This window comes from Variovorax sp. GW821-FHT09B01 (assembly GCF_059418345.1).
Genome location: NZ_JBWKPQ010000001.1, coordinates 215,908 through 234,855 on the forward strand (window position 1 = coordinate 215,908; position 18,948 = coordinate 234,855).

Below are 18,948 nucleotides of genomic sequence, written 5' to 3' on the forward strand. Positions count from 1 at the left end.
ATCGATCCCTTCCTTCCATCATTCACCACCCCACTCACTCCCATGTCCACCATCGATTGGCCTCAGCAAATCTTCGAAGGCTTCAAGAACCTCGGCGTCCGGCAGGTCGCCTACGTCCCCGACGCGGGCCACAGCCAGCTGATCCGCCTGTGCGAGGCGGACCCCGAGATCCACGCGGTCTCGCTCACCACCGAGGAGGAGGGCGTCGCGATGCTGGGCGGTGCCTGGCTCGGCGGCGACCGCGGCGTGCTGCTGCTGCAGTCCAGCGGCGTCGGCAACTGCATCAACATGCTGTCGCTGCAGCACGAGACGCGCATGCCGCTGTTCATGATCGTGACGATGCGCGGCGAGTGGGGCGAGTTCAACCCCTGGCAGGTCGCGATGGGCAAGTCGACGCAGGCGGTGCTCGAGGACTCGGGCGTCTACGTGTACCGCGCCGATTCGCCCGAGGAGGTTCCGCCCACCGTGATCGCCGGCGCGAAGTTCGCCTACCAGACCGGGCGCAGCGTCGCGGTGCTGATCGGGCAGCGCGTCATCGGCACGAAGAATTTCAACAAGTGAGCACCGCCATGTCATCCACAGCCAAGAACCAAGCCGTCCTGAATCGCCGCGAAGTGGTGGCGCGCATCCTGCGCGACCGGGGCGAGGCGCTGGCCATCACCAGCCTGGGCAACCCGACCTTCGACGTGGCCGCCGCGGGCGACGGTCCGCAGAACTTCTACCTCTGGGGCGCGATGGGCGGCGCCGTGATGGTGGGCCTGGGCCTGGCGCGCGCGCAGCCGAAGAAGCGCGTCATCGTGTTCGTCGGCGACGGCGAGATGATGATGGGCCTGGGCTCGCTGGCGACCGCCGCGGTCGACCGCACCGAGAACCTCACGGTCGTCGTGATCGACAACGAGCACTACGCCGAGACCGGCATGCAGCCGGCCCATGCGGGCCGGGGCGTCAACATCACCGAGGTCGCGAAGGCCACGGGCTTCCCGCAGGCGCTGACGGTGCGCACGGCCGCGGAGCTCGAGGAGGCGGTCGACAGGATCCTCCACGGCCAGGGCCCGGTGCTCGCAACCATCAAGGTCACGACCGATCCCGCGCCCACGGCGCTGCCGCCGCGCGACGGCCCGTTCCTGCGCAGCCGCTTTCGCACCGCGCTGCTGGGCGCCGAAGCGCACGTCTGAGGCCCGCGGCCCCGGCAATCCCTTCGTGCACCGCAACGTCGCGGATGCGTGGAGGCCGGACAACGGCTGGCTCGAACGCCGGCGGCCGGGGCGCGGCCGCCTGCCACACAACAACCCACCGGAGACATCTCATGGGCCACACCCACAGCGCATCGAACACGCGGGGCCGCGGCCTCGCCGTCGCGAGCCTCCTGGGCCTCGCGCTCGCCTTCACCTCGTGCCTGCCGGCGCGCGCCGACACCGACTACCCCGACAAGCCCGTGCGCCTGATCGTGCCCTTCCCGCCGGGCGGCGGCGGCGACAAGCTGGCGCGCGTGCTCGCGCCGACGCTCGGCGAGCTGCTCAAGACCAGCGTCATCATCGACAACCGCGCGGGCGCCAACGGCAACATCGCGCTGCAGGCGGTGGCCAAGTCCAGGGCCGACGGCTACACGCTCGGCCTGACGCTCACCGATCACATCGCGCTCAGTCCCTCGCTCTACGACAAGCTGCCCTTCGACCCGGTGAAGGACTTCCAGCCGATCGGGCTGATCGCCTCCACGCCCTATGTGTTCACGGTCGACGCGGCCAGCGGCGCGGCGAATCTCGCGGCCGCCATCGCGAAGGCGAAGAAGGACCCGGGCTCGGTGAGCATCGGTTATCCGACCGTGAGCCCGCTGCTGGCGACCGAGCTGCTCCAGAAGCAGTCGGGCGCGAAGTTCAACCTGATTCCCTATCGCGGCATCGCGCAGGGCATGCCGGACATGCTCGGCGGCCGGCTCGACGCCTGGGTCGGGACCAGCGTCACGATGCGCGGCTTCATCGACGGCGGCAAGGTACGCGGCATCGCGGTCACCTCGGCGCAGCGCTCGCCCGCGCTGCCGGGCGTGCCGACGATCGCCGAGAGCGGCTTCCCGGGCTTCGAGCTCGTGAGCTGGTACGGCATCGTGGCGCCGGCCGGAACGCCGGCGGCGATCGTCGCGACGCTCAACGCCAGGCTCAACGAGACGCTGCGCACGCCCGACGTGAAGGCCAGGCTCGAGGCCGATGGCGCGCTGATCCTCGGCGGCGCGCCCGAGCAGCTCGCGCGCGCCCTGCGCGCGGACATGGACCGGCTGGGCCCGCTGGTCAAGGCCGCGGGCATCAAGCCCGAGTGACGCGGCCGATGGGGCTCGCATGAACCCGGTCGAACTCGTGGCCCAGTCGAAGGTTGGGGGCGCTGCGAAGGACCCGGTCACCCGTGGCCTTCGCGTTGCCGCTCAATGCATGGTGTCGGAGGCGATGAAGTGGCAGCCGGGCTTCGCGGCGATGACCGCGTCGAGCAGTGCCGCGGCAATGGCCGCTGCCGGATTGACACGCCATCGCGCCGGCAGCACCGGCCCCAGGCGCCGCGCCCAGGTCAGCGCCATGCCTTCCGCGCGCCGTTCTTCATGGCGCTCGCCGCCGATCAGGCTGGGCCGGCAGATCGTCAGCGAGCGGAAGCCGATCGCGCGGACGTCCCGCTCCACTTCGCCCTTGGTGCGCGGATAGAAGAAGAGCGAGCTGGCCGAGGCGCCCATGGCCGTCACGATCACGAAGGTGCCCACGCCGGCGGCGTGCGCGGCCTGGCCGAAGGCGACCGGCAGTTCGTGGTCGACGTGGCGGAAGGCCTCTTTCGACCCTGCTTTCGCCTGCGTCGTGCCCAGTGCGCAGACCACGGCATCGGGCCGGTGCGCGATGCAGGCCGGCACCAGGTCCTCGAGCCGCGAGGCGACCGGGTTGACCAGCCTGGCGTGGGCCGCGAGCGGCGTTCGCGTCGGCGCGATCACCTCGGAGAAGGCGTCATTCGAGAGCGCGAGCTGCAGTGCCCGGCCGCCCACCAATCCCGTCGCACCCAACAGCAGCAGTTTCATGTCGATCGCCTCGCGTGGTTCACCGGAGGCCATTGTGCGGCCCGATCAGGCCTGCGCGTCCAGGTCCTGCTCGTAGGCTTCCAGCGCCTTCGGTTTGCCGAACAGATAGCCCTGGTACAGGTGGCAGCCGTGGCGCGCGAGGAACTCGCGCTGCGCCTGCGTCTCCACGCCCTCGGCCACGATCTGCAGCTCGAGGTTGAGCGCCATGCCGATGATGGTCTGGATCACCAGCTCCACCTTCGGGTTCAGGCCGATGCCGTGCACGAAGTACTTGTCGACCTTGATCTGGTTGAGCGGCAACTGGATCATGTACGACAGCGACGAGAAGCCGGTGCCGAAGTCGTCCATCGAGAACTGGATGCCCATGCCGGCCAGGGTCTTCATCTTGGCGATGGTGTCGGCGACCTTGAACTGCAGCAGGCTCTCGGTCAGCTCGAGCTTGAGCTGGCGCGGATCGGCGCCGGTGCGCTCGAGCACGCGGGCGACCTGCTTGACGAAGTCGTCGGTGCGGAACTGCCGCGCGCTCACGTTGACCGACAGCTGCAGGTGCGCGCGCCGCGGGTCCTCGCTCCAGGCCGCGAGCTGGCGGCAGGCGGTCTCGAGCACCCAGAGGCCGAGCGGGATGATGAGCCCGGTGTCCTCGGCCGCGGCGATGAACTCGCCGGGCGCCAGCAGGCCGCGCGTCGGATGCTGCCAGCGCACCAGCACCTCGGCGGCGACCACGCGGTCCTCGCTCGTGACCTGGCTCTGGTAGTGCAGCACGAACTGCCGCTGCTCGACGGCCGCGTGCAGTTCGTTCTCCAGCGCCGCGCGCGCGGTGATGCTGGTCTGCATGCTGGTCTCGAAGAAGCGCAGCGCGTTGCCGCCGGCGGTCTTGGCGTAGTACATCGCGATGTCGGCCTGCTTGATGACCTCGTCGAGCGAGGCATCGGCGGTGTCGAACAGCGCCACGCCGATGCTGCAGGTGCTGTGGTGCTGCTGGCCGCCGAGCTGGTAGGGCCGGTTGAGCTGCTCGAGGATGGCCGCGCCCATGGCCTCGGTCTCGGAGGTCGCGATCAGCCGCCGCTCGTGCAGCTCGGCCAGCATCACGACGAACTCGTCGCCGCCCAGCCGCGCCACCGTGTCGCCGCGGCGCAGGCAGGCGGTCAGGCGTTGCGCCACCTGCTTGAGCATCACGTCGCCGGTGTCGTGGCCGTGGGCGTCGTTCACGGTCTTGAAGTTGTCGAGGTCGAGGAACAGCAGCGCGCTCCAGCGCGAGCGCCCCGGCACGGCATCGATGGCGTGCTTGATGCGGTCCACCAGCAGCCGCCGGTTGGGCAGGCCGGTGAGCGTGTCGTAGAAGGCGAGCTGCTCGACCTCGTCGGCCGCCTGCTTGCTCTCGGTGATGTTGCGCAGGATCACGATGAAGCGCGGATCGGCCTGCGCGCCGCTGGCCTTGCGCGAGACCGAGATCTCGAACCAGGCCTTGCTGCGCGCGTAGCGGCGTTCGAACTGGCGGCCGCTCGAGCGCCCGGTCTCATTGGCTTCCTTCAATGCCGCCATGACCTCCGCGCTCGCCTGCGGCGGCAGCAGCTCCTGCAGCCGGCGCCCGGCCGGCTGGTCGACCTGGATGCCCGGCAGCGGCACGCGCGGCGCATGGTGGCCGTGGCAGATGCCGTCGAGGCCGACCTCGAGCAGCAGGTCGGGCAGCGCCTCGAGCGTGGCCTGCAGCTGGGCCTTGCTCTCGACGATGGCGGCCATGTGGCGCCGCTTCTCCGTGATGTCCTGGTAGACGCAGACGGTGCCGCCGTCGGGCGTGCGGCTGCGCGTGGCATGCAGCACGCGGCCGTCCTCGAGCACCGCCTCCTGCTCGGAGTGGTCCTGCGCGAGCTGCGGCATGTTCAGCGCCATCCAGCCGGGCGGGCCGCCCTCGTGCACCACGTGGCGCGCGGTCTCGGCCACCAGCTCGCGAAACGGCAGCTGCGGCGCGAGCAGCGGCCGCGCCCACGGGAACATCGCGACGAAGCTGCGGTTCCAGGCCAGCACGCGGTCGTCGGCATCGAGCAGCACAAAGCCGCCGATCATCGATTCGAGCGCCTGGTCGAGCGTGGCCTTGGAGCGCACCAGTTCCTGCCGCGACTGCCACTGGCGCCGCAGCTGCAGGTGGGTGAAGGCCGCGATCGCGAGGATCAGCGCGCCGATGACGGCGCCGGTCCACGCGATGCGGTCGCGCTCCTCGCGCCAGTCGCGCAGCGCCGCGGCCAGCGGGATGCTCGCGACGATCAGCAGGTTGCGGTGCAGCGTCGGGCGCGCCACCAGGATCGCGGGCACGCCGCTCAGGCGCGCGGCCATGCGCACGGGCTTGCCGTCGCTGGTCTGTTCGCTGAGCGCGGGCCCGAGCTGCCGGCCCAGCAGGTCGTCGCGCGCCGGCACGCTCACCAGCAGCGGACCGGCATCGCGCTCGAGCGTGATCTCCAGCCCCGGGATCGCCGCGCCCTGCGTCGTCACCATGGCCAGCAGCGAGATCTGCACCTCGGCCACGGCCAGCACGCGGCTGCCGTCGGCCAGCGGCACGGCGCGCGCGAAGAACACCACCTTCTGCAGCGTGGCCGGGCTGGCGATCGGCGCGCTCACGGCCATGGTCGACAGCGGCTGCGCCAGCACCGAGCGCGCGAAGCCCTCGGGCAGCGCCATCGGCAGCCGCGCGCCGCGGCGGTCGGAGGAAGCGAGCGGCGTGCCGTCCGCGTCGACGAAGGCGACGAAGCGCACCAGCAGGTTCTGCCGTACCAGGTTGACGATCAGCCGCTGCACCTCGGGCCGGCCGGCCTCCTCGGCGAGGCGTTCGCGCGGCACGGCGCGCAGCTGCTCGCCGGCGCCGGCCAGCAGCATGTCGATGCTCAGCAGCGCGCGGTTGAGCGCCGCCTCGGAGCCGCCCACGAAGCGCATGGCCTGGGTCTCGGCGTTCTCGATCGCCCGGCCGCGCGCCTCCCAGGTGATGCTGGCGGCCACGGTCGCCAGCGTGCCGAGGAACAGCAGCGCCACGCCATAGACCACGGCGGCGACGCGACGGGAGAAGCGCTGCGTCATCGCACGAGCGGGGCGCGGATGCCGACCACGGGACCGACGGTGTCGTTCCAGACCTGCGCGCAGACCGGGCCGCAGCGCTGCAGCCAGGCCGGCAGCACGCGGGTGGCGAAGATCTCGCGCCGCCGCGCCTCGTCCTGCGGCGTGGGCGCGACCGCGGTCATGCGGCCCCGGACGGGCTTGGTGCAGGCGTCGGCGCCGGTGTTGCAGGCGATGCCCTCGGTGGTCTCGCGTTCGGACTCGGCCCACACCGCGGCCTCGAGCTTCGGCAGCTCCTGGCGCAGCACCGCCTGCAGGTCGGGCGGCAGCGCCTCGAGGTTCTCGCGGTTGGCCGCGAACACCGCGAGGCCCCAACTCAGCGGCATGGTGTAGAGCGCGCTCGTGAGTGCATGCAGGCCCAGCGTGTGGCCCGACATGGTGCCGGTGATCGCGCAGTCGGTGTTGCCCGAACGCATGTTCGGCAGGATGGCCGCGAACTCGGTGTAGACCGGCGTGGCGCCGAGCGCGCGGATGAAGTCGGCCTGCGTGGCGCTCGACACGCGCACGCGCCGCTTCGCGAGGTCGGCCAGCCGCGCGACCGGCCGGTTGCAGAACACGGCCTGCGCCGGGTAGATGTAGATCGCCAGCAGCTCGGCGCCGTAGCGCTCGCGCAGCGCGCCCGCGAGGTAGGGGCGAAAGGCAGCGACCACCCGGCGCAGGGTCGCGATGTCGGGGTTGAGTCCGGCCATGTCGGGCGTGCCGAGCTCGGGAAACTGCATCGCCATCTGGCTCATGAGCGCGGTGCCGAAAGGCACCACGCCGAGCTGGATCAGGCTCAGCATCTCCTGGCCCGGCACGCCCGCGCGGTCGAAGGGCACGATGCTGGCGCTGTAGCGCCCGCCGGTGCGTTCGGCGAGCTCCCGGGCCCAGAAGTTCTCCTCGTGCCGCGTGTACTGCGTGATGCCGCCGAGCCCGCCGACGATGCGCAGGCGCTGCACCGGGGTGTCCGGCGCCGGCGTGGTCTGGGCCTGGCAGGCGAACGCGGCGAGCAGCAGCAGGGCGGCGAGCAGGCGGGGCATGGCGTGGCTCCTTCTTCGCGTGGGCGGGCGCATCAGGCGATGCCCGTTCCGCCGGCCAGCGGCCCGGCCTGGGTGGGGCGCGCCGGGCCCGCGTGCGTGTCGCCGAAGAAGGCGAAGCCCGGTCCCTGGCGCTGCTGCTTGACGCGGTACATCGCCTGGTCGGCGCAACGCAGCAACTGTGCCAGCGTGCGGCCGTCCTCGGGATTGCAGGCGATGCCCAGGCTCATGCCGACCGACACTTCGGCGCCATCGGCCTCGATGGGCTGCAGGCCGGCGTCGACGATGCGGCGCGCCATCTGCGCGAGGGCCTCGCGCGAGGGCCGGCCCGGCACCAGGATCGCGAACTCGTCGCCGCCCAGGCGCGCCACCGTGTCGCTCGCGCGCAGCTGCGAGCGCAGCCGCGCCACCGTCTGCACCAGCACCGCGTCGCCGACCGCATGGCCGTGGCCGTCGTTGACCTCCTTGAAGCCGTCGAGGTCGAGCAGCATCAGCGCGAAGGGCTGGCCATTGCGCAGCCATTCCTCGCCGCGGCTCTCCAGGCCGGCGCGGCTCGCGGCGCCGGTCAGCGCGTCGGTGCCCAGCGCCTCCACCAGCTGCTGCGTGCGCGCCGTCAGCGCCTGCTCGGAGCGCAGCACCAGCCGCAGCCGCGAGGCCATCGCCACCGCGAACACCACCAACTCGGCCACCAGCGCCGCCTGCGAGACGTTCATCTGGCCGGGCGCCCATTCGATCCAGCCCCAGCTCGCGAACACGATCGCGCCGATGCCGGCCAGCAGCAGTCCGACTCCGATGCAATAGAGCACGGCCGGCCAGTAGCGTCGGCGGATCGCGAACATCGCGCCGATCACCATCACCGCCGTCGAGGCCACCACCGACATCTGCACCAGCCGGAAGGTGATCAGCGGATGGGCGCCCCAGTGCGCGTAGGGAATGGCCAGCAGCAGCGCGACCGAGAAGGCCTGCACCAGCCGGTCGAGCAGCGGCGCGAAGTGCGACAGCCGCAGCAGCCGCCGGCCGAACTGCAGCTTGCACAGCGCCCACAGCGCCGGCCCGGCCGTGTAGGCGAAGCCGGCGCCGGCCGGCCAGTGGGCGAACGGATAGCGCAGCGCATGGCCGTTGATGCTCGCGAGCGCCAGCAGGCCGCAGAGGCAGGCGAGCATGTAGTAGGCGTAGAGCGCCTCGCCGAACACCACGAACAGCACCAGGCCGTAAACCGTGAGCCCGAGCAGCAGGCCGTAGCTCACGCCGTCGAACATGCGCTTGTCCTGCGTCGACTGCAGGTAGTCCGCCGGGTCCCAGAGCGTCACGTCGTAGATGCGCGCGAAGGTCGACTCGACGCGGAAGTACACCGTGTAGACGCCCGGCCCCGGCAGCTCGAAGCGCCAGGCCATCTGCTCGGAGGCGGCCGGCCGCGTGGCCCAGGGGTGGCGCATGCCGGTGACCACCGGCTCGGCCAGCGCGTGGCCGGTGGTGTCGAAGGGGCCGTAGAAGCGGATGTCGCGCGTCGACACCGTGGGCACCAGCATCAGCCATTCGCGCGCCGCATCGGCCGGGTCCTGCAGCTGCATCTGCAGCTTGAACCACAGCACGCGGTCGGATTCCTGGCCGCGCAGCGGCTGGTCGGGCAGGGTGAAGCGCGCTTCCTGGGCCGGGGTGCGGACCTCGTCGATGCTCAGGGCGCGGGTCGTGTCCTCGAAGAACTGGAGCTGCAGCACCGCGGGCAGGCCGGCGGCCTGGCGCGCGAGCGAGAGCACCGGCGCTCGGGTGTCGGGCGGCGGCGCGCCCAGGGCCGGCGTCAGCGCGGCGAACAGCAGCCACAGCGCCAGCAGCCAGTGCCGGGGCGCGCGGTGCGCGGCGCGTGGGCGTGCCGGTCCGTCCTCATCCTCGAAGGCGCGAGACCGGACGAACGCGGATTCCAGGGACATGGGGCAAACGGAGACGCGCCGCTGCCAGGCGGCATGAATGAAGAAGTTTGCAATTGTGTCCTACGGACTTCGGTGGGTGGGCCGGGGCGTGGCCTGGTTGCCACGGGTGGCCGACGAACGGTTCGGGAGTCTTCCAGAGGCAGGCGGTTTCGAGCCCATTCCCGCGCTCCCGCGCGGAGATTGCGCGGTCAATTCACCGCACATTCTGCGGTGAATAAGTTGCCCCTGCGGCGAATCCGGCGTCTAATCTCCGCATGGATAGCGGAGAAAACCTCTACATCTGGCAGGCCGGCGACTGGCCGCGATGGCGCTACGACCTGTCGGCCCTGGTCCAGCCCCTGGCCGATGTCAGCCGCTCGCAAGGCACCTTGCTGGGCCGACTGGCCGACGTGGGGCTCGCGCTGCGCGACCAGGCCAGCTTGGCGGCGCTGACCGACGACGTGGTCAAGACCAGCGAGATCGAGGGCGAGCTGCTCGACGTGGCCTCGGTCCGGTCGTCCATCGCGCGTCGGCTCGGGCTGGACATCGGCGCGCTGGCGCCCGTGGACCGGCAGGTGGAAGGCGTGGTCGAGATGGTGCACGACGCGAGCGCGCGCAGCGGCGAGCCCTTGACCGCCGAGCGCCTGTTCGGCTGGCACGCTGCGCTGTTCCCGACCGGCTACTCGGGCCTGTCGAAGATCGCCGTGGGCCGCTGCCGCGACGACGCGGCCGGTCCGATGCAGGTCGTCTCGGGTCCGGTGAACCGGCGCAAGGTCCACTTCGAGGCGCCGCCGGCGGACACGCTGCCCGCGCAGGTGGACGCTTTCCTGGCCTGGGCCAACCGCGAGACGGACGAGCCGGCCCTCCTCAAGGCGGGCCTGGCGCACCTGTGGTTCGTCACCCTGCATCCTTTCGACGATGGCAATGGCCGCATCGCGCGCGCCGTCGGCGACCTGTTCCTCGCCCGCGCCGATGGCGCGGGGCAGCGCTTCTACAGCCTGTCGGCGCAGATCCAGCGCGAGCGCAAGGCCTACTACGACATCCTCGAGCGCACCCAGAAGGATTCGCTCGACGTCACCGCATGGCTGGCCTGGTTCCTCGGCACGCTGGGCCGGGCCACCGCCAGCGCGCAGCTCACGCTCGACGGCGTGCTGGCCAAGGCGCGCTTCTGGCAGCGCTGGGCCGGCACGCCGATGAACGAGCGCCAGTCGAAGCTGCTCAACCGTCTGCTCGACGGCTTCGAAGGCAAGCTCACCAGCAGCAAGTGGGCGGCCATCGCCAAGTGTTCGCCGGACACGGCGCTGCGCGACATCACGCAGTTGCTGGCGCTGGGGGTGCTGAAGAAGTCGATGGGAGGTGGGCGCAGTACCGGTTACGAGCTGATGGACGCCTGAGCCTCAACGCGCACCCGCGGCCCGTTTCCCGCTCGCCGTGGCCGGCAGCCGCTCGTCGCGCGCGAACATCTGCGCCACCAGCTGCCGCAGCCACACGTTGCCCGGATCCGCATGCTGGCGCTCATGCCAGTGCAGCCGCACCGAGTAGGGCGGGAACGCGATCGGCGATTCGAGCACGCGCAGCTTCTCGCTTTCCGCGAAGGCCTCGCCGAGGCTGCGCGGCACCACCACCAGCAGCTCGGTCTCGGCCACGATGCGCGACACGCCGAGGAAGCTCGGCACGCGCAGCCCGATGCCGGGCTTGATCTTCAGCGCCGCGAGGGTGCGCTCGACGATCGACGGACCGGTGCCGGACATCGTGACGAGGATGTGACTCTCGGCGAGGAAGGCGCGCTTGTCGATGCGCTGGCGGATGCGCGGATGGCGCTCCGACACCAGGCAGACGAAGCCCTCGTCGAGCAGCGTGCGCTGGAAGAAGCCGGCCTCGAGCTGCGGCATGTAGCCGATCGCGAGCTCGAGCCGGCCTTCCTCCATCAGCCGCGGGCTGTCGCTCGAGATCGTCTCAGCCTCGATGCGCACCGCGGGCGCGATCTGCTTGAGCCGGTTCACCAGCAGCGGCAGCATCACCACCTGGCGGATGTCGGTCATGCCGACGCGGAAGACGCGCGCCGAGGCCTGCGGGTCGAAAGCGATGCGCTCGCTCTGGGTCTGCTCGAGCAGCTCGAGCACCTTGCGGATCGAGGGCAGGATCTCGCTCGCGCGGGCGGTGGGCTGCATGCCTGAGGGCGTGCGCGTGAACAGCTTGTCGTCGAAATGCGCGCGCAGCTTGTTCAGCGCGATGCTGGCCGTCGCCTGCGCGATGCCGAGATGCTCCGCGGCGCGCGAGACGCTGCGGGTCTCGTAGACCCGGTCGAACACCGAGAGCCATTCGAGGTCGAGCTTGGACATGGGCGTGTGCGATCGGTCGGAGGACGGAAGGGGCTGGGCGCGGCGCTCGGGCATGCGGCGATGGTTGCCCGCCGCGCGTCCCGCGCCTATTGCAAAACGCAATTCTAGGAATCGGGCCGGTGGTTTGACGCAGGGGCGGGGCAAATCAACACTTGCCCGAACCCTTCGACACACCATGCCCGACATCTTCAAACGACATCTGTTCAAGGCCGCCGCCGCTTCGGTGGCCATGGCCGGCGGCCCGGCCGCCGGCACGACTCCCCACGAAAGAACCGCCATCGTCCTCGTGCACGGCGGCTGGCACGGCGCCTGGTGCTACGAGCGCCTGCTGCCGCTGCTCGCGGCCGGCGGCGCCGTGGCCGTGGCGCGCGACCTGCCGGGCCACGGGCTCGGCGCGCGCTTTCCCGCCAGCTACGGCCGGCCCGGCCAGGAGGCCGCTTTCCTCGCCGAGCGCTCGCCGCTCGCGGGCGTCGGCCTGGACGACTACGCCGACAGCGTGATCGCCACCATCGACGCCCTGCGCGCCGCCGGCCATCGGCGCGTGGTGCTCGCGGGCCACAGCATGGGCGGCATCGTGCTCCATGCGGTGGGCGAGCGCGCGAGCGAGAAGATCGCCGCGCTGGTCTACATCGCCGGCAACATGCCCGGGACCGGCGTGCCGATCGGCGCGTACTTCGGGCTGCCCGAAGCGGCCTCCGCGCGCGTGAACCCCGTGCTGCTCGGCGACCCGGCCACCACGGGCGCGTTCCGCATCGACCCGCTCGCCACCCGCGGCGCCTACCGGGCCGCCTTGCGCGAGGCCTTCTACAACGACGCCACCGATGCCGACGCCGAGGCGGCGCTGCACCTGCTGTCGCCCGACATGCCGTTCGCACCCATGACCACGCCGATCGCTCTGAGCGCGCGCCGCTGGGGCGCGATCGAGCGCCACTACCTGCTCTGCCTGCGCGACAACGCGGTGCCGCCGTCGCTCGCGCGCCGCTTCATCGCCGATGCCGACGCGTTCGTGCCCGCCCACCGCACGCGCGTGCACGAACTCGACAGCGGGCATTCGCCCTTCCTCACGGCACCGCGGGCGCTGGCGGACCTGCTGCTCGGCATCGCCGCGTCGGCCGCGAGGGAGCACCGCGAATGACGCTCGGTGCCGTGCTCGACGCGATCGAACTGACCACGCCCCAGCCCGCGCTGGCGGCCGATTTCTACACGCGCGCCCTGCGCTGCCAGACGCAGCCCGCGGGCGGGAACGGGCTGCGCTGCGTGGCGCCGCAGCGCGTGCTGGCGCTGCGCGAGGGCGCGCCGAACCAGCTCGCGCAAAGCCGCTTCCGCTTCGCCGACGAGGCCGCGCTGCGCGCCTATGCCGGACGCTTCACGGGCCGCGCCTTCGCGCGCTTCGAGGAGACGGGCGCGCCGGGACCACGGCTCCTGCTCGACGATCCCGAGGGCCGGCGGCTGTGCTTCATTGCCGGACCGGCACCGGCCTCGTCGCCCGGCGATCGCGCCGAGGCGCGGCTGCAGCACTACGCGGTGCGCACCCCCGACCCCGAGCGCCTCGCGCGCTTCTATGCCGACGAACTGGGTTTCGTCGTCTCCGACTTCGTGCGCGATGCCGCCGGCGTGCTGCGCGCCGCCTTCCTGCGCACCGACCACGAGCACCATGCGCTCGCGATCTTCCATGCGCCGCAGGTGCGCTTCGACCATTTCTCCTGCGAGACGCGCGATTGGGAGCGGCTGCGCGACTGGGCCGACCACATGGCGGGCGAGCGCATCGCGCTGGTCTGGGGCGTGGGTCGGCACGGGCCGGGCAACGACACCTTCTTCATGGTGGCCGATCCCGACGGCAACCTGGCCGAGATCTCCTGCGACCTCGAGTCCTGCCCCGAGGACCGCGAGCCCGGCCTCTGGCCGCACCACCCGAGCACGCTGAACCGCTGGGGCATGGCGATCATGCGGAGCTGAGCGGCGTGCGGACTTCCAACGACTCCCCAACCCTGCGCGCCGACGTGCTGATCGTCGGCGCCGGCCCCGTGGGCCTGATGCTCGCGAACTTGTTGGCCGGCCATGGCGTGCGCACGCTCGTGATCGAGCGCAACCAGGCCACCGTGCGCGAGCCGCGCGCCGTGACGCTCGACGACGAGAGCCTGCGCACGCTGCAGTCGGCCGGCCTTGCCGAGGCGGTGGTGCGCGACCTGGTGCTCGGCTATGGCGTGCAGTACTTCTCCTGGCGCGGCAAGCCCTTCGCGAGCATCCAGCCGACGCGCCAGGAGTACGGTTACCCGAAGCGCAATGCCTTCAACCAGCCGCGGCTGGAGCGCACGCTGTGCGAGGGCCTCGCGCGCTTCGCGGACGACGCGCGCGTGCTGTTCGGCCACGCGCTCGAGTCCTTCGATGACGAGGGCGATGGCGTGCGCTGCCGGGTGCGCGGCCCCGCGGGCGAGCTGCGCGTCGAGGCGCGCTGGCTGGTCGGCTGCGACGGCGCGCGCAGCCGCGTGCGCGAACTCTGCGGCATCCGGCTGCAGGGCGACACCCATGCCGAGCGATGGCTCATCGTCGACCTGGCCGAGCGCACCAGCAGCCTGCGCCACACCCAGACCTTCTGCGATCCGCTGCGCCCCGCGATCCGGCTTCCCGGACCGCACGGCACGCTGCGCTACGAATTCATGCTGCATCCGGGCGAGGACGATGCCTTCGCGCTCGACGAAGCGCGTTTTCGCGGCTGGATGGCCACGCGCCATCCCGAAGACCGCGCGCTGCCGCTGGTGCGCAAGGCCGTCTATACCTTCCACGCGCGCGTGGCCGAACGCTGGCGCCACGGCCGTGTGCTGCTGGCCGGCGATGCCGCGCACCTGACGCCGCCGTTCGCGGGCCAGGGCCTCAACAGCGGGCTGCGCGATGCCGCCAACCTCGCATGGAAGCTCGCGGCCGTCACGCGCTGGGGCCTGCCCGAGGAACTGGTCGACAGCTACGAGACCGAGCGCCGCCCGCATGCGCAGGCGCTGATCCGCATGGCACTGCGCATCGGTGCCTTCATGCAGCCCAAGAGCCGCGCGGGCGCGGCCGCGATGCAGACGTTGCTGCGCGCCGCCTGCCTGGTGCCGCCGCTGCGCGACTACGTGCTGCAGCTGCGCTTCAAGCCCAGGCCGCGGTTGCGCGATGGCTGGTTCGAACTGCACCAGCCGGTCGACCGGCCGGCCTGCCGTCCCGAGCTGCTGCCGCAGCCGATGGTCGATCTGCCCGACCGCTCGCTGTGCCGGCTCGACGACCTGCTCGGCACCGGCTTCGCGGTGATCGGCTGGGATTCGCCGGCCTTCCGCGCCCGCGCCCGCTCGCTGGCACCGCCCGGCGTGCCGTTGCGCGTGGTCGCGCTGCGCCGCGCGCGCGAGGATTTCCTGTCGTTCGCGGCGAACGCCGAGCTGGCGCAGGCGCGCGACGGCAGCGGCGCGCTCGATGCCTTCCTCGACGCGCTGCAGGCCGAGGCCCTGGTGCTGCGGCCCGACCGCTACTGGTCGCGCGTGGTGCCCATCGGCGAACTCGGCGCGGCATCGGCACGGGCACCCCTTTTCCTGAACTCCATCGAAAGCACTCCATGAAATTCTTCAGCTACAGCATCGAAGGCCGTGCCTCCTACGGCCTCGAGGTTCCCGGCGGCCTGCTCGACCTCGGCCGCCGCTTCGCGCCCGAATGGCCCACGCTCAAGGCCTTGATCGCGGCCGATGCGCTCGCGCGCGCCGCCGCCCTGCGTGCGGAGGCGCCCGACCTGCGCTTCGACCAGGTCGCGCTGCTGCCGGTGCTGCCCGATCCGGGCACCATCGTCTGCATCGGCCTCAACTACGAGGAACACCGCGCCGAGACCGCGCGTCCGGTCGCGCCGCATCCGACGGTGTTCCTGCGCATCGCCGAATCGCTGCAGGCGCACTGCGCGCCGCTCGTCATTCCGCGCGAATCGTCGCAGTTCGACTACGAGGGCGAGCTCGCGCTGGTCATCGGCAAGGCCGGCCGCCGCATCGCCGAGCACGAGGCCTGGGCACACGTCGCCGGCGTGAGCTGCTTCAACGACGCCAGCGTGCGCGACTGGCAGAACCACACGCATCAATTCGGGCCCGGCAAGAACTTCCCGCATACCGGCGCCTTCGGCCCGGCGCTGGTGACGCTCGACGAGCTGCCGGTCGACCGCGTCGTTTCCGTCGAGACGCGCGTGAACGGCCGCGCGCTGCAGCAGTCGTCCACCGACCGGATGATCTTCCCGGTGCCGCGGCTGCTGGCTTACGTGTCGACCTTCATGACGCTGCAGCCCGGCGACGTGGTCGTCACGGGCACGCCGGGCGGCGTGGGTGCGAAGCGCCAACCGCCGCTGTGGCTGGCCGAAGGCGACGAGGTGGAAGTTGAGATCGGCCATGTCGGCGTGCTGCGCAACCGCTGCGTGAAGGAGGCGGCATGAAGGAGCCGCGGCGCATCGAATCGGTGCCGGGCCGGCCGGCGCGGCGCGTGCTCGAGGCCGACCTCTGCGTGGTCGGCGCCGGCGCCGCCGGTGTCTCCGCGGCGGTGGAGGCGGGCCGGCTCGGCTTGCGCGTGGTGCTGGTGGACAGCCTCGCGCAGATCGGCGGACAGTCGGTCAACGGCTTGATCGGCACGCTCTGCGGTTTCTTCTCGATGGGCGATGCACCCTACCAGCTGAGCTACGGCTTCGCGGCCGACGTGCTGGCGGACCTGCAGGCGGCCGGCGCGCTCGCATGGCGCCCCGGCCGGCGCAGCTTCGTGGGGCTGTACGACGAGCACGAGCTCGCCGGCAGCTATGCCAGGCACCTGCGCGCCGCGGGCGTGGAGGTGGTGCTCGGCGCGGTGCTGGCCGAGGCGCAGCGCGAAGGCGATCGGCTGCGGCGCATCGATGCCTGGACCCGCCATGGGCCGCTGTCGGTGACGGCGCGCTGCTTCGTCGATGCCAGCGGCGATGCCGCGCTCGGCGCGCTGGCCGGCGCCACCTTGCAGCAGGCCGAGCTGCCCGTGTATGGCACCCGCATGTTCTCGATCGCCGGGCTGGGCCGGCCCGTGCCCACGCGCGCCGCCGTGATCGAGCGCCTCGAGCAGGCCGCGCCGCGCTACGGGCTCGCGCGGCGCGACGGCTTCGTCTTCGAGTTTCCGGGCCGCGACCTGTGCCTGGTCAACCTCACGCATTTCCAGACCCCGCTTGATGCCGTGGCGATGTCGCGCGTGGCGCTCGAGGCGCGCAGCGAGATCGACCGCGTCATGGCCTTCCTGCGCGGCGAGTTCCCGCAGGCCTTCGGCGGCGCGCGCATCCAGTCGGTGGGCCAGCCTGGCGTGCGGCAGACGCGCGGCATCGCGGCGCTGCGCACGCTGTCGACCGCGCAGGTGCGCAGCGGCGAACGGTTGCCCGACGCCATCGGCCGCTGCGCCTGGCCGATCGAGTTCCATGGCCGCGAGGAGGGCGTGCACTGGGAGACCTTCGGCGACGAGCACATCACCTGGATTCCGCTGGGCGCCATGGTCGCGCGCGATCTGCGCAACCTGGTCGCGGCCGGCCGCTGCGTCGATGCCGAGCCCTTCGCGCTCGGCGCGATCCGCGTGATCGGGCCCTGCATGGCGATGGGCGCCGCGGCCGCGGCGGCCGCCTTCCTCGGCGACGACCTGCACGCGCTCGACGTGGCGAAGGTGCAGGCCCTGGTGGCGGACAACCTCGAGCGCCGCGACCCCGGCCCCGCGGCCTGAAGCGGCACCGGGCCGCCCGGCTTCCATTCAATTGCCCGCCGCCGGCACGTTCACGAAGCGCTCCACGTCGGGCAGCTTCGCGAGCATGCCGTTGTCGCGCATCAGCTCGGCCGTCTTGCGGATCTGCGCCACCTCGATCTGCGTGGGCATCGGCGGCAGGTTGATCTGCTGCAGCACCGGCACCGGCAGCTTCGTGAAGTCCGACACCACCTGCAGCGCCTCGGGCGAACGCAGGTTGGCGTTGTACCAGTCGATGCCGCGGCGCAGCGCGCGCGTGAACTTGCGCAGGTTCTCGGGATGCTGCGCGGCGTACTTGCCGGTGGTCAGGTACTGGCCCGCGTCGGCGCCGGGCTGCACCTCGTTGAAGGGCGAGCCCACCACGGCCAGTTCGGCATGGCGCGCCGCGGCGCTCTTGAAGGGCTCGACCATGAAGGCCGCGTCGACGTTGCGCCGACGCACCGCGTCCTCCATCTGCGGGAACGGCACCTCGCGGAAATTCACCTTCGCGGGATCGCCGCCGCGCGCCTTGACCCAGGCACGGGCATAGAGCCACACGATGCTGTTGCGGTTGTTGACGCCGATCGACTTGCCCTCGAGGTCGGCGCCGCTCCTGAACGTTTCGCCCTTGCGGCCCACCATCTCGGTGGTGGGAGCCTGCGGCTGCATCTTGGCGCCCGGCGCGATCGCCTGCACGTCCAGCCCCTGGTGGAAGGCCAGCAGGCCCGACACCGTGTTGCTCTGCGCGATGTCGTAGGCCCCGCCCACCAGGCCGGGAATGCCGACGGCGCCGCCGGCCGAGGTGCTGGTGTCGACCTCCAGTCCTTCCTGCGCGAAGTAGCCCTGCCGGATCGCGACGATCACGGGAACGCAGTCGATGATGGTCTGCACGTTGACGCGGACCTTGGCGAGTTCGGCCGCCTGCGAGGCGCCGCCGCAGAGCGACGCGCAGGCGAAAGCCAATGCGGTGAAAGCATTCTTCATGGGGATCTCCGGAGTGAGGGAAAGAGGAAGCGCGTTTCAGGCGCGGCCGTGCCAGGGCAGCGCGGTCTTCTCGAAGCGCAGGATCGCGCGGTTGAGCGCATAGCCCGCGAGCGACAGGCACAGCACGGCCGCGTACATGGGCGCGGGCTGCATCGCGTACTGGGCCTGCACGATGAAGTAGCCGATGCCGCTGGCGCCGGCGACCATCTCCGCGATGATCGCCACCACCAGCGCGATGCCCAGGCTGGTGCGCAGCCCCGCGAAGATCGCGGGCAGCGCGCCGGGCAGCACCAGCTTGCGCAGCGTGGCGGCGCGCGACAGGCGCAGGGTGCGCGCCGTCTGCCGCAGCACCGGGCTGCCGTCGCGCACCCCGGCCACGGTGTTGATCAGCACCGGAAAGAAGCTGCTGAAGGCGACGATGAAGATCTTGAGCGCATCGCCCACGCCGAGGAACAGGATCAGCGGCGGCACGATCGCGGAGATCGGGATCGGCCGCAGGGCTTCGACCAGCGGGCTGACGATGCGCATCAGCAGCGGCGACAGGCCCAGCAGCAGGCCCAGCGCGATGCCCGCCGCGCTGCCGGCTGCATAGCCGACCAGCATGTAGCCCAGGGTATTGCCCAGCAGCGCGGGCAACTCGCCGGACCACAGGCCGTCGCGCAGCGCGGCCAGCACCGCGGTGAATGGCGGCCAGTTGAGGCTGTCGACCCAGCCGAGGCGGGCCGAGGCCTCCCACAGCGCCAGCAGCGCGATCACCAGCGCGATGCCGGAGGCGGCGCGCGCGAGGCGTGGCAGCGCGCGCAAGGAAGAAGAGATGTGCGACGCAGTCATGG

At 71.6% G+C, this 18,948-nt stretch carries 16 protein-coding genes; 9 read left to right on the forward strand and 7 right to left on the reverse strand.

Annotated elements, in window-relative coordinates; translation table 11 throughout:
• The first annotated feature begins 42 nt into the window (after positions 1–42).
• From AC07RV_RS00860 to AC07RV_RS00870, 3 genes are all read left to right on the forward strand, one after another.
• Positions 43–561: a thiamine pyrophosphate-binding protein gene (locus AC07RV_RS00860; RefSeq protein ID WP_296783664.1), complete on the forward strand. Its 519-nt coding sequence runs from the start codon at positions 43–45 to the stop codon at positions 559–561.
• Positions 562–569: 8 nt separating this feature from the next.
• Positions 570–1,175: a thiamine pyrophosphate-dependent enzyme gene (locus tag AC07RV_RS00865; RefSeq protein ID WP_093346141.1), complete on the forward strand. Its 606-nt coding sequence runs from the start codon at positions 570–572 to the stop codon at positions 1,173–1,175.
• A 131-nt stretch (positions 1,176–1,306) separates the two neighbouring features.
• Positions 1,307–2,311, forward strand: coding sequence for a Bug family tripartite tricarboxylate transporter substrate binding protein (locus AC07RV_RS00870; protein ID WP_296783661.1), 1,005 nt, complete (start codon positions 1,307–1,309; stop codon positions 2,309–2,311).
• A gap of 102 nt (positions 2,312–2,413) precedes the next feature.
• Here the strand turns inward: AC07RV_RS00870 and AC07RV_RS00875 are convergent, their stop codons facing one another.
• Genes AC07RV_RS00875 through AC07RV_RS00890 form a run of 4 tightly spaced genes read right to left on the reverse strand, consistent with a single transcriptional unit; the run spans position 2,414 to position 9,092 of the window.
• On the reverse strand, positions 2,414–3,046 hold the full coding sequence (locus AC07RV_RS00875; RefSeq protein ID WP_296783658.1) for an NAD(P)H-binding protein: 633 nt from the start codon (positions 3,044–3,046) through the stop codon (positions 2,414–2,416).
• A 45-nt stretch (positions 3,047–3,091) separates the two neighbouring features.
• Positions 3,092–6,112 carry a bifunctional diguanylate cyclase/phosphodiesterase gene (locus AC07RV_RS00880; RefSeq protein ID WP_296783655.1) on the reverse strand — a complete coding sequence of 1,007 codons (3,021 nt, stop codon included), beginning with the start codon at positions 6,110–6,112 and terminating at the stop codon, positions 3,092–3,094.
• On the reverse strand, positions 6,109–7,167 hold the full coding sequence (locus AC07RV_RS00885) for a TRAP transporter substrate-binding protein (protein WP_296783653.1): 1,059 nt from the start codon (positions 7,165–7,167) through the stop codon (positions 6,109–6,111). Before AC07RV_RS00885 ends, AC07RV_RS00880 begins: the two co-directional genes overlap by 4 nt.
• A gap of 32 nt (positions 7,168–7,199) precedes the next feature.
• Positions 7,200–9,092: a diguanylate cyclase gene (locus AC07RV_RS00890; protein ID WP_296783651.1), complete on the reverse strand. Its 1,893-nt coding sequence runs from the start codon at positions 9,090–9,092 to the stop codon at positions 7,200–7,202.
• Positions 9,093–9,346: 254 nt separating this feature from the next.
• Here AC07RV_RS00890 and AC07RV_RS00895 point away from each other — a divergent pair, with 254 nt between their 5' ends.
• Entirely contained in the window at positions 9,347–10,465 is a 1,119-nt protein-coding gene (locus AC07RV_RS00895) for a Fic family protein (protein WP_296783649.1), read from the forward strand.
• Positions 10,466–10,468: 3 nt separating this feature from the next.
• Here AC07RV_RS00895 and AC07RV_RS00900 read toward each other — a convergent pair whose 3' ends face one another.
• Positions 10,469–11,413: a LysR family transcriptional regulator gene (locus AC07RV_RS00900; protein ID WP_208508543.1), complete on the reverse strand. Its 945-nt coding sequence runs from the start codon at positions 11,411–11,413 to the stop codon at positions 10,469–10,471.
• Between the two features lie 175 nt (positions 11,414–11,588).
• Between AC07RV_RS00900 and AC07RV_RS00905 the strand changes: the two genes are divergently transcribed.
• The 5 genes from AC07RV_RS00905 to AC07RV_RS00925 are packed head-to-tail and all read left to right on the forward strand — an operon-like array spanning position 11,589 to position 17,134.
• Positions 11,589–12,548: an alpha/beta fold hydrolase gene (locus AC07RV_RS00905; protein WP_296783647.1), complete on the forward strand. Its 960-nt coding sequence runs from the start codon at positions 11,589–11,591 to the stop codon at positions 12,546–12,548.
• A complete protein-coding gene (locus AC07RV_RS00910) occupies positions 12,545–13,369 on the forward strand; it encodes a VOC family protein (RefSeq protein WP_296783646.1) in 825 nt (274 codons plus the stop codon). The genes AC07RV_RS00905 and AC07RV_RS00910 overlap by 4 nt, the downstream gene beginning before the upstream one ends.
• Before the next feature lie 5 nt (positions 13,370–13,374).
• Positions 13,375–15,000, forward strand: a complete 1,626-nt coding sequence (locus tag AC07RV_RS00915; protein ID WP_296783643.1) for a bifunctional 3-(3-hydroxy-phenyl)propionate/3-hydroxycinnamic acid hydroxylase — start codon at positions 13,375–13,377, stop codon at positions 14,998–15,000.
• Positions 14,997–15,848, forward strand: a complete 852-nt coding sequence (locus AC07RV_RS00920; RefSeq protein WP_208510528.1) for a fumarylacetoacetate hydrolase family protein — start codon at positions 14,997–14,999, stop codon at positions 15,846–15,848. Before AC07RV_RS00915 ends, AC07RV_RS00920 begins: the two co-directional genes overlap by 4 nt.
• Positions 15,845–17,134 carry an FAD-dependent oxidoreductase gene (locus AC07RV_RS00925; RefSeq protein WP_296783639.1) on the forward strand — a complete coding sequence of 430 codons (1,290 nt, stop codon included), beginning with the start codon at positions 15,845–15,847 and terminating at the stop codon, positions 17,132–17,134. The genes AC07RV_RS00920 and AC07RV_RS00925 overlap by 4 nt, the downstream gene beginning before the upstream one ends.
• Before the next feature lie 27 nt (positions 17,135–17,161).
• On the opposite strand, the gene AC07RV_RS00930 is transcribed toward AC07RV_RS00925, so the two are convergent.
• Together AC07RV_RS00930 and AC07RV_RS00935 are read right to left on the reverse strand one after the other, a co-directional pair.
• Positions 17,162–18,115, reverse strand: a complete 954-nt coding sequence (locus AC07RV_RS00930; RefSeq protein WP_203207621.1) for an ABC transporter substrate-binding protein — start codon at positions 18,113–18,115, stop codon at positions 17,162–17,164.
• 36 nt (positions 18,116–18,151) lie between these two features.
• Positions 18,152–18,946, reverse strand: coding sequence for an ABC transporter permease (locus AC07RV_RS00935; protein ID WP_296783631.1), 795 nt, complete (start codon positions 18,944–18,946; stop codon positions 18,152–18,154).
• Between the last annotated feature and the right edge of the window lie 2 nt (positions 18,947–18,948).

Coding starts and splice junctions, on each gene's coding strand:
- AC07RV_RS00860 (WP_296783664.1), top strand. CDS start 43: ATGTCCACCATCGATTGGCCTCAGCAAATCTTCGAAGGCTTCAAGAAC.
- AC07RV_RS00865 (WP_093346141.1), top strand. CDS start 570: ATGTCATCCACAGCCAAGAACCAAGCCGTCCTGAATCGCCGCGAAGTG.
- AC07RV_RS00870 (WP_296783661.1), top strand. CDS start 1,307: ATGGGCCACACCCACAGCGCATCGAACACGCGGGGCCGCGGCCTCGCC.
- AC07RV_RS00875 (WP_296783658.1), bottom strand. CDS start 3,046: ATGAAACTGCTGCTGTTGGGTGCGACGGGATTGGTGGGCGGCCGGGCA.
- AC07RV_RS00880 (WP_296783655.1), bottom strand. CDS start 6,112: ATGACGCAGCGCTTCTCCCGTCGCGTCGCCGCCGTGGTCTATGGCGTG.
- AC07RV_RS00885 (WP_296783653.1), bottom strand. CDS start 7,167: ATGCCCCGCCTGCTCGCCGCCCTGCTGCTGCTCGCCGCGTTCGCCTGC.
- AC07RV_RS00890 (WP_296783651.1), bottom strand. CDS start 9,092: ATGTCCCTGGAATCCGCGTTCGTCCGGTCTCGCGCCTTCGAGGATGAG.
- AC07RV_RS00895 (WP_296783649.1), top strand. CDS start 9,347: ATGGATAGCGGAGAAAACCTCTACATCTGGCAGGCCGGCGACTGGCCG.
- AC07RV_RS00900 (WP_208508543.1), bottom strand. CDS start 11,413: ATGTCCAAGCTCGACCTCGAATGGCTCTCGGTGTTCGACCGGGTCTAC.
- AC07RV_RS00905 (WP_296783647.1), top strand. CDS start 11,589: ATGCCCGACATCTTCAAACGACATCTGTTCAAGGCCGCCGCCGCTTCG.
- AC07RV_RS00910 (WP_296783646.1), top strand. CDS start 12,545: ATGACGCTCGGTGCCGTGCTCGACGCGATCGAACTGACCACGCCCCAG.
- AC07RV_RS00920 (WP_208510528.1), top strand. CDS start 14,997: ATGAAATTCTTCAGCTACAGCATCGAAGGCCGTGCCTCCTACGGCCTC.
- AC07RV_RS00925 (WP_296783639.1), top strand. CDS start 15,845: ATGAAGGAGCCGCGGCGCATCGAATCGGTGCCGGGCCGGCCGGCGCGG.
- AC07RV_RS00930 (WP_203207621.1), bottom strand. CDS start 18,115: ATGAAGAATGCTTTCACCGCATTGGCTTTCGCCTGCGCGTCGCTCTGC.
- AC07RV_RS00935 (WP_296783631.1), bottom strand. CDS start 18,946: ATGACTGCGTCGCACATCTCTTCTTCCTTGCGCGCGCTGCCACGCCTC.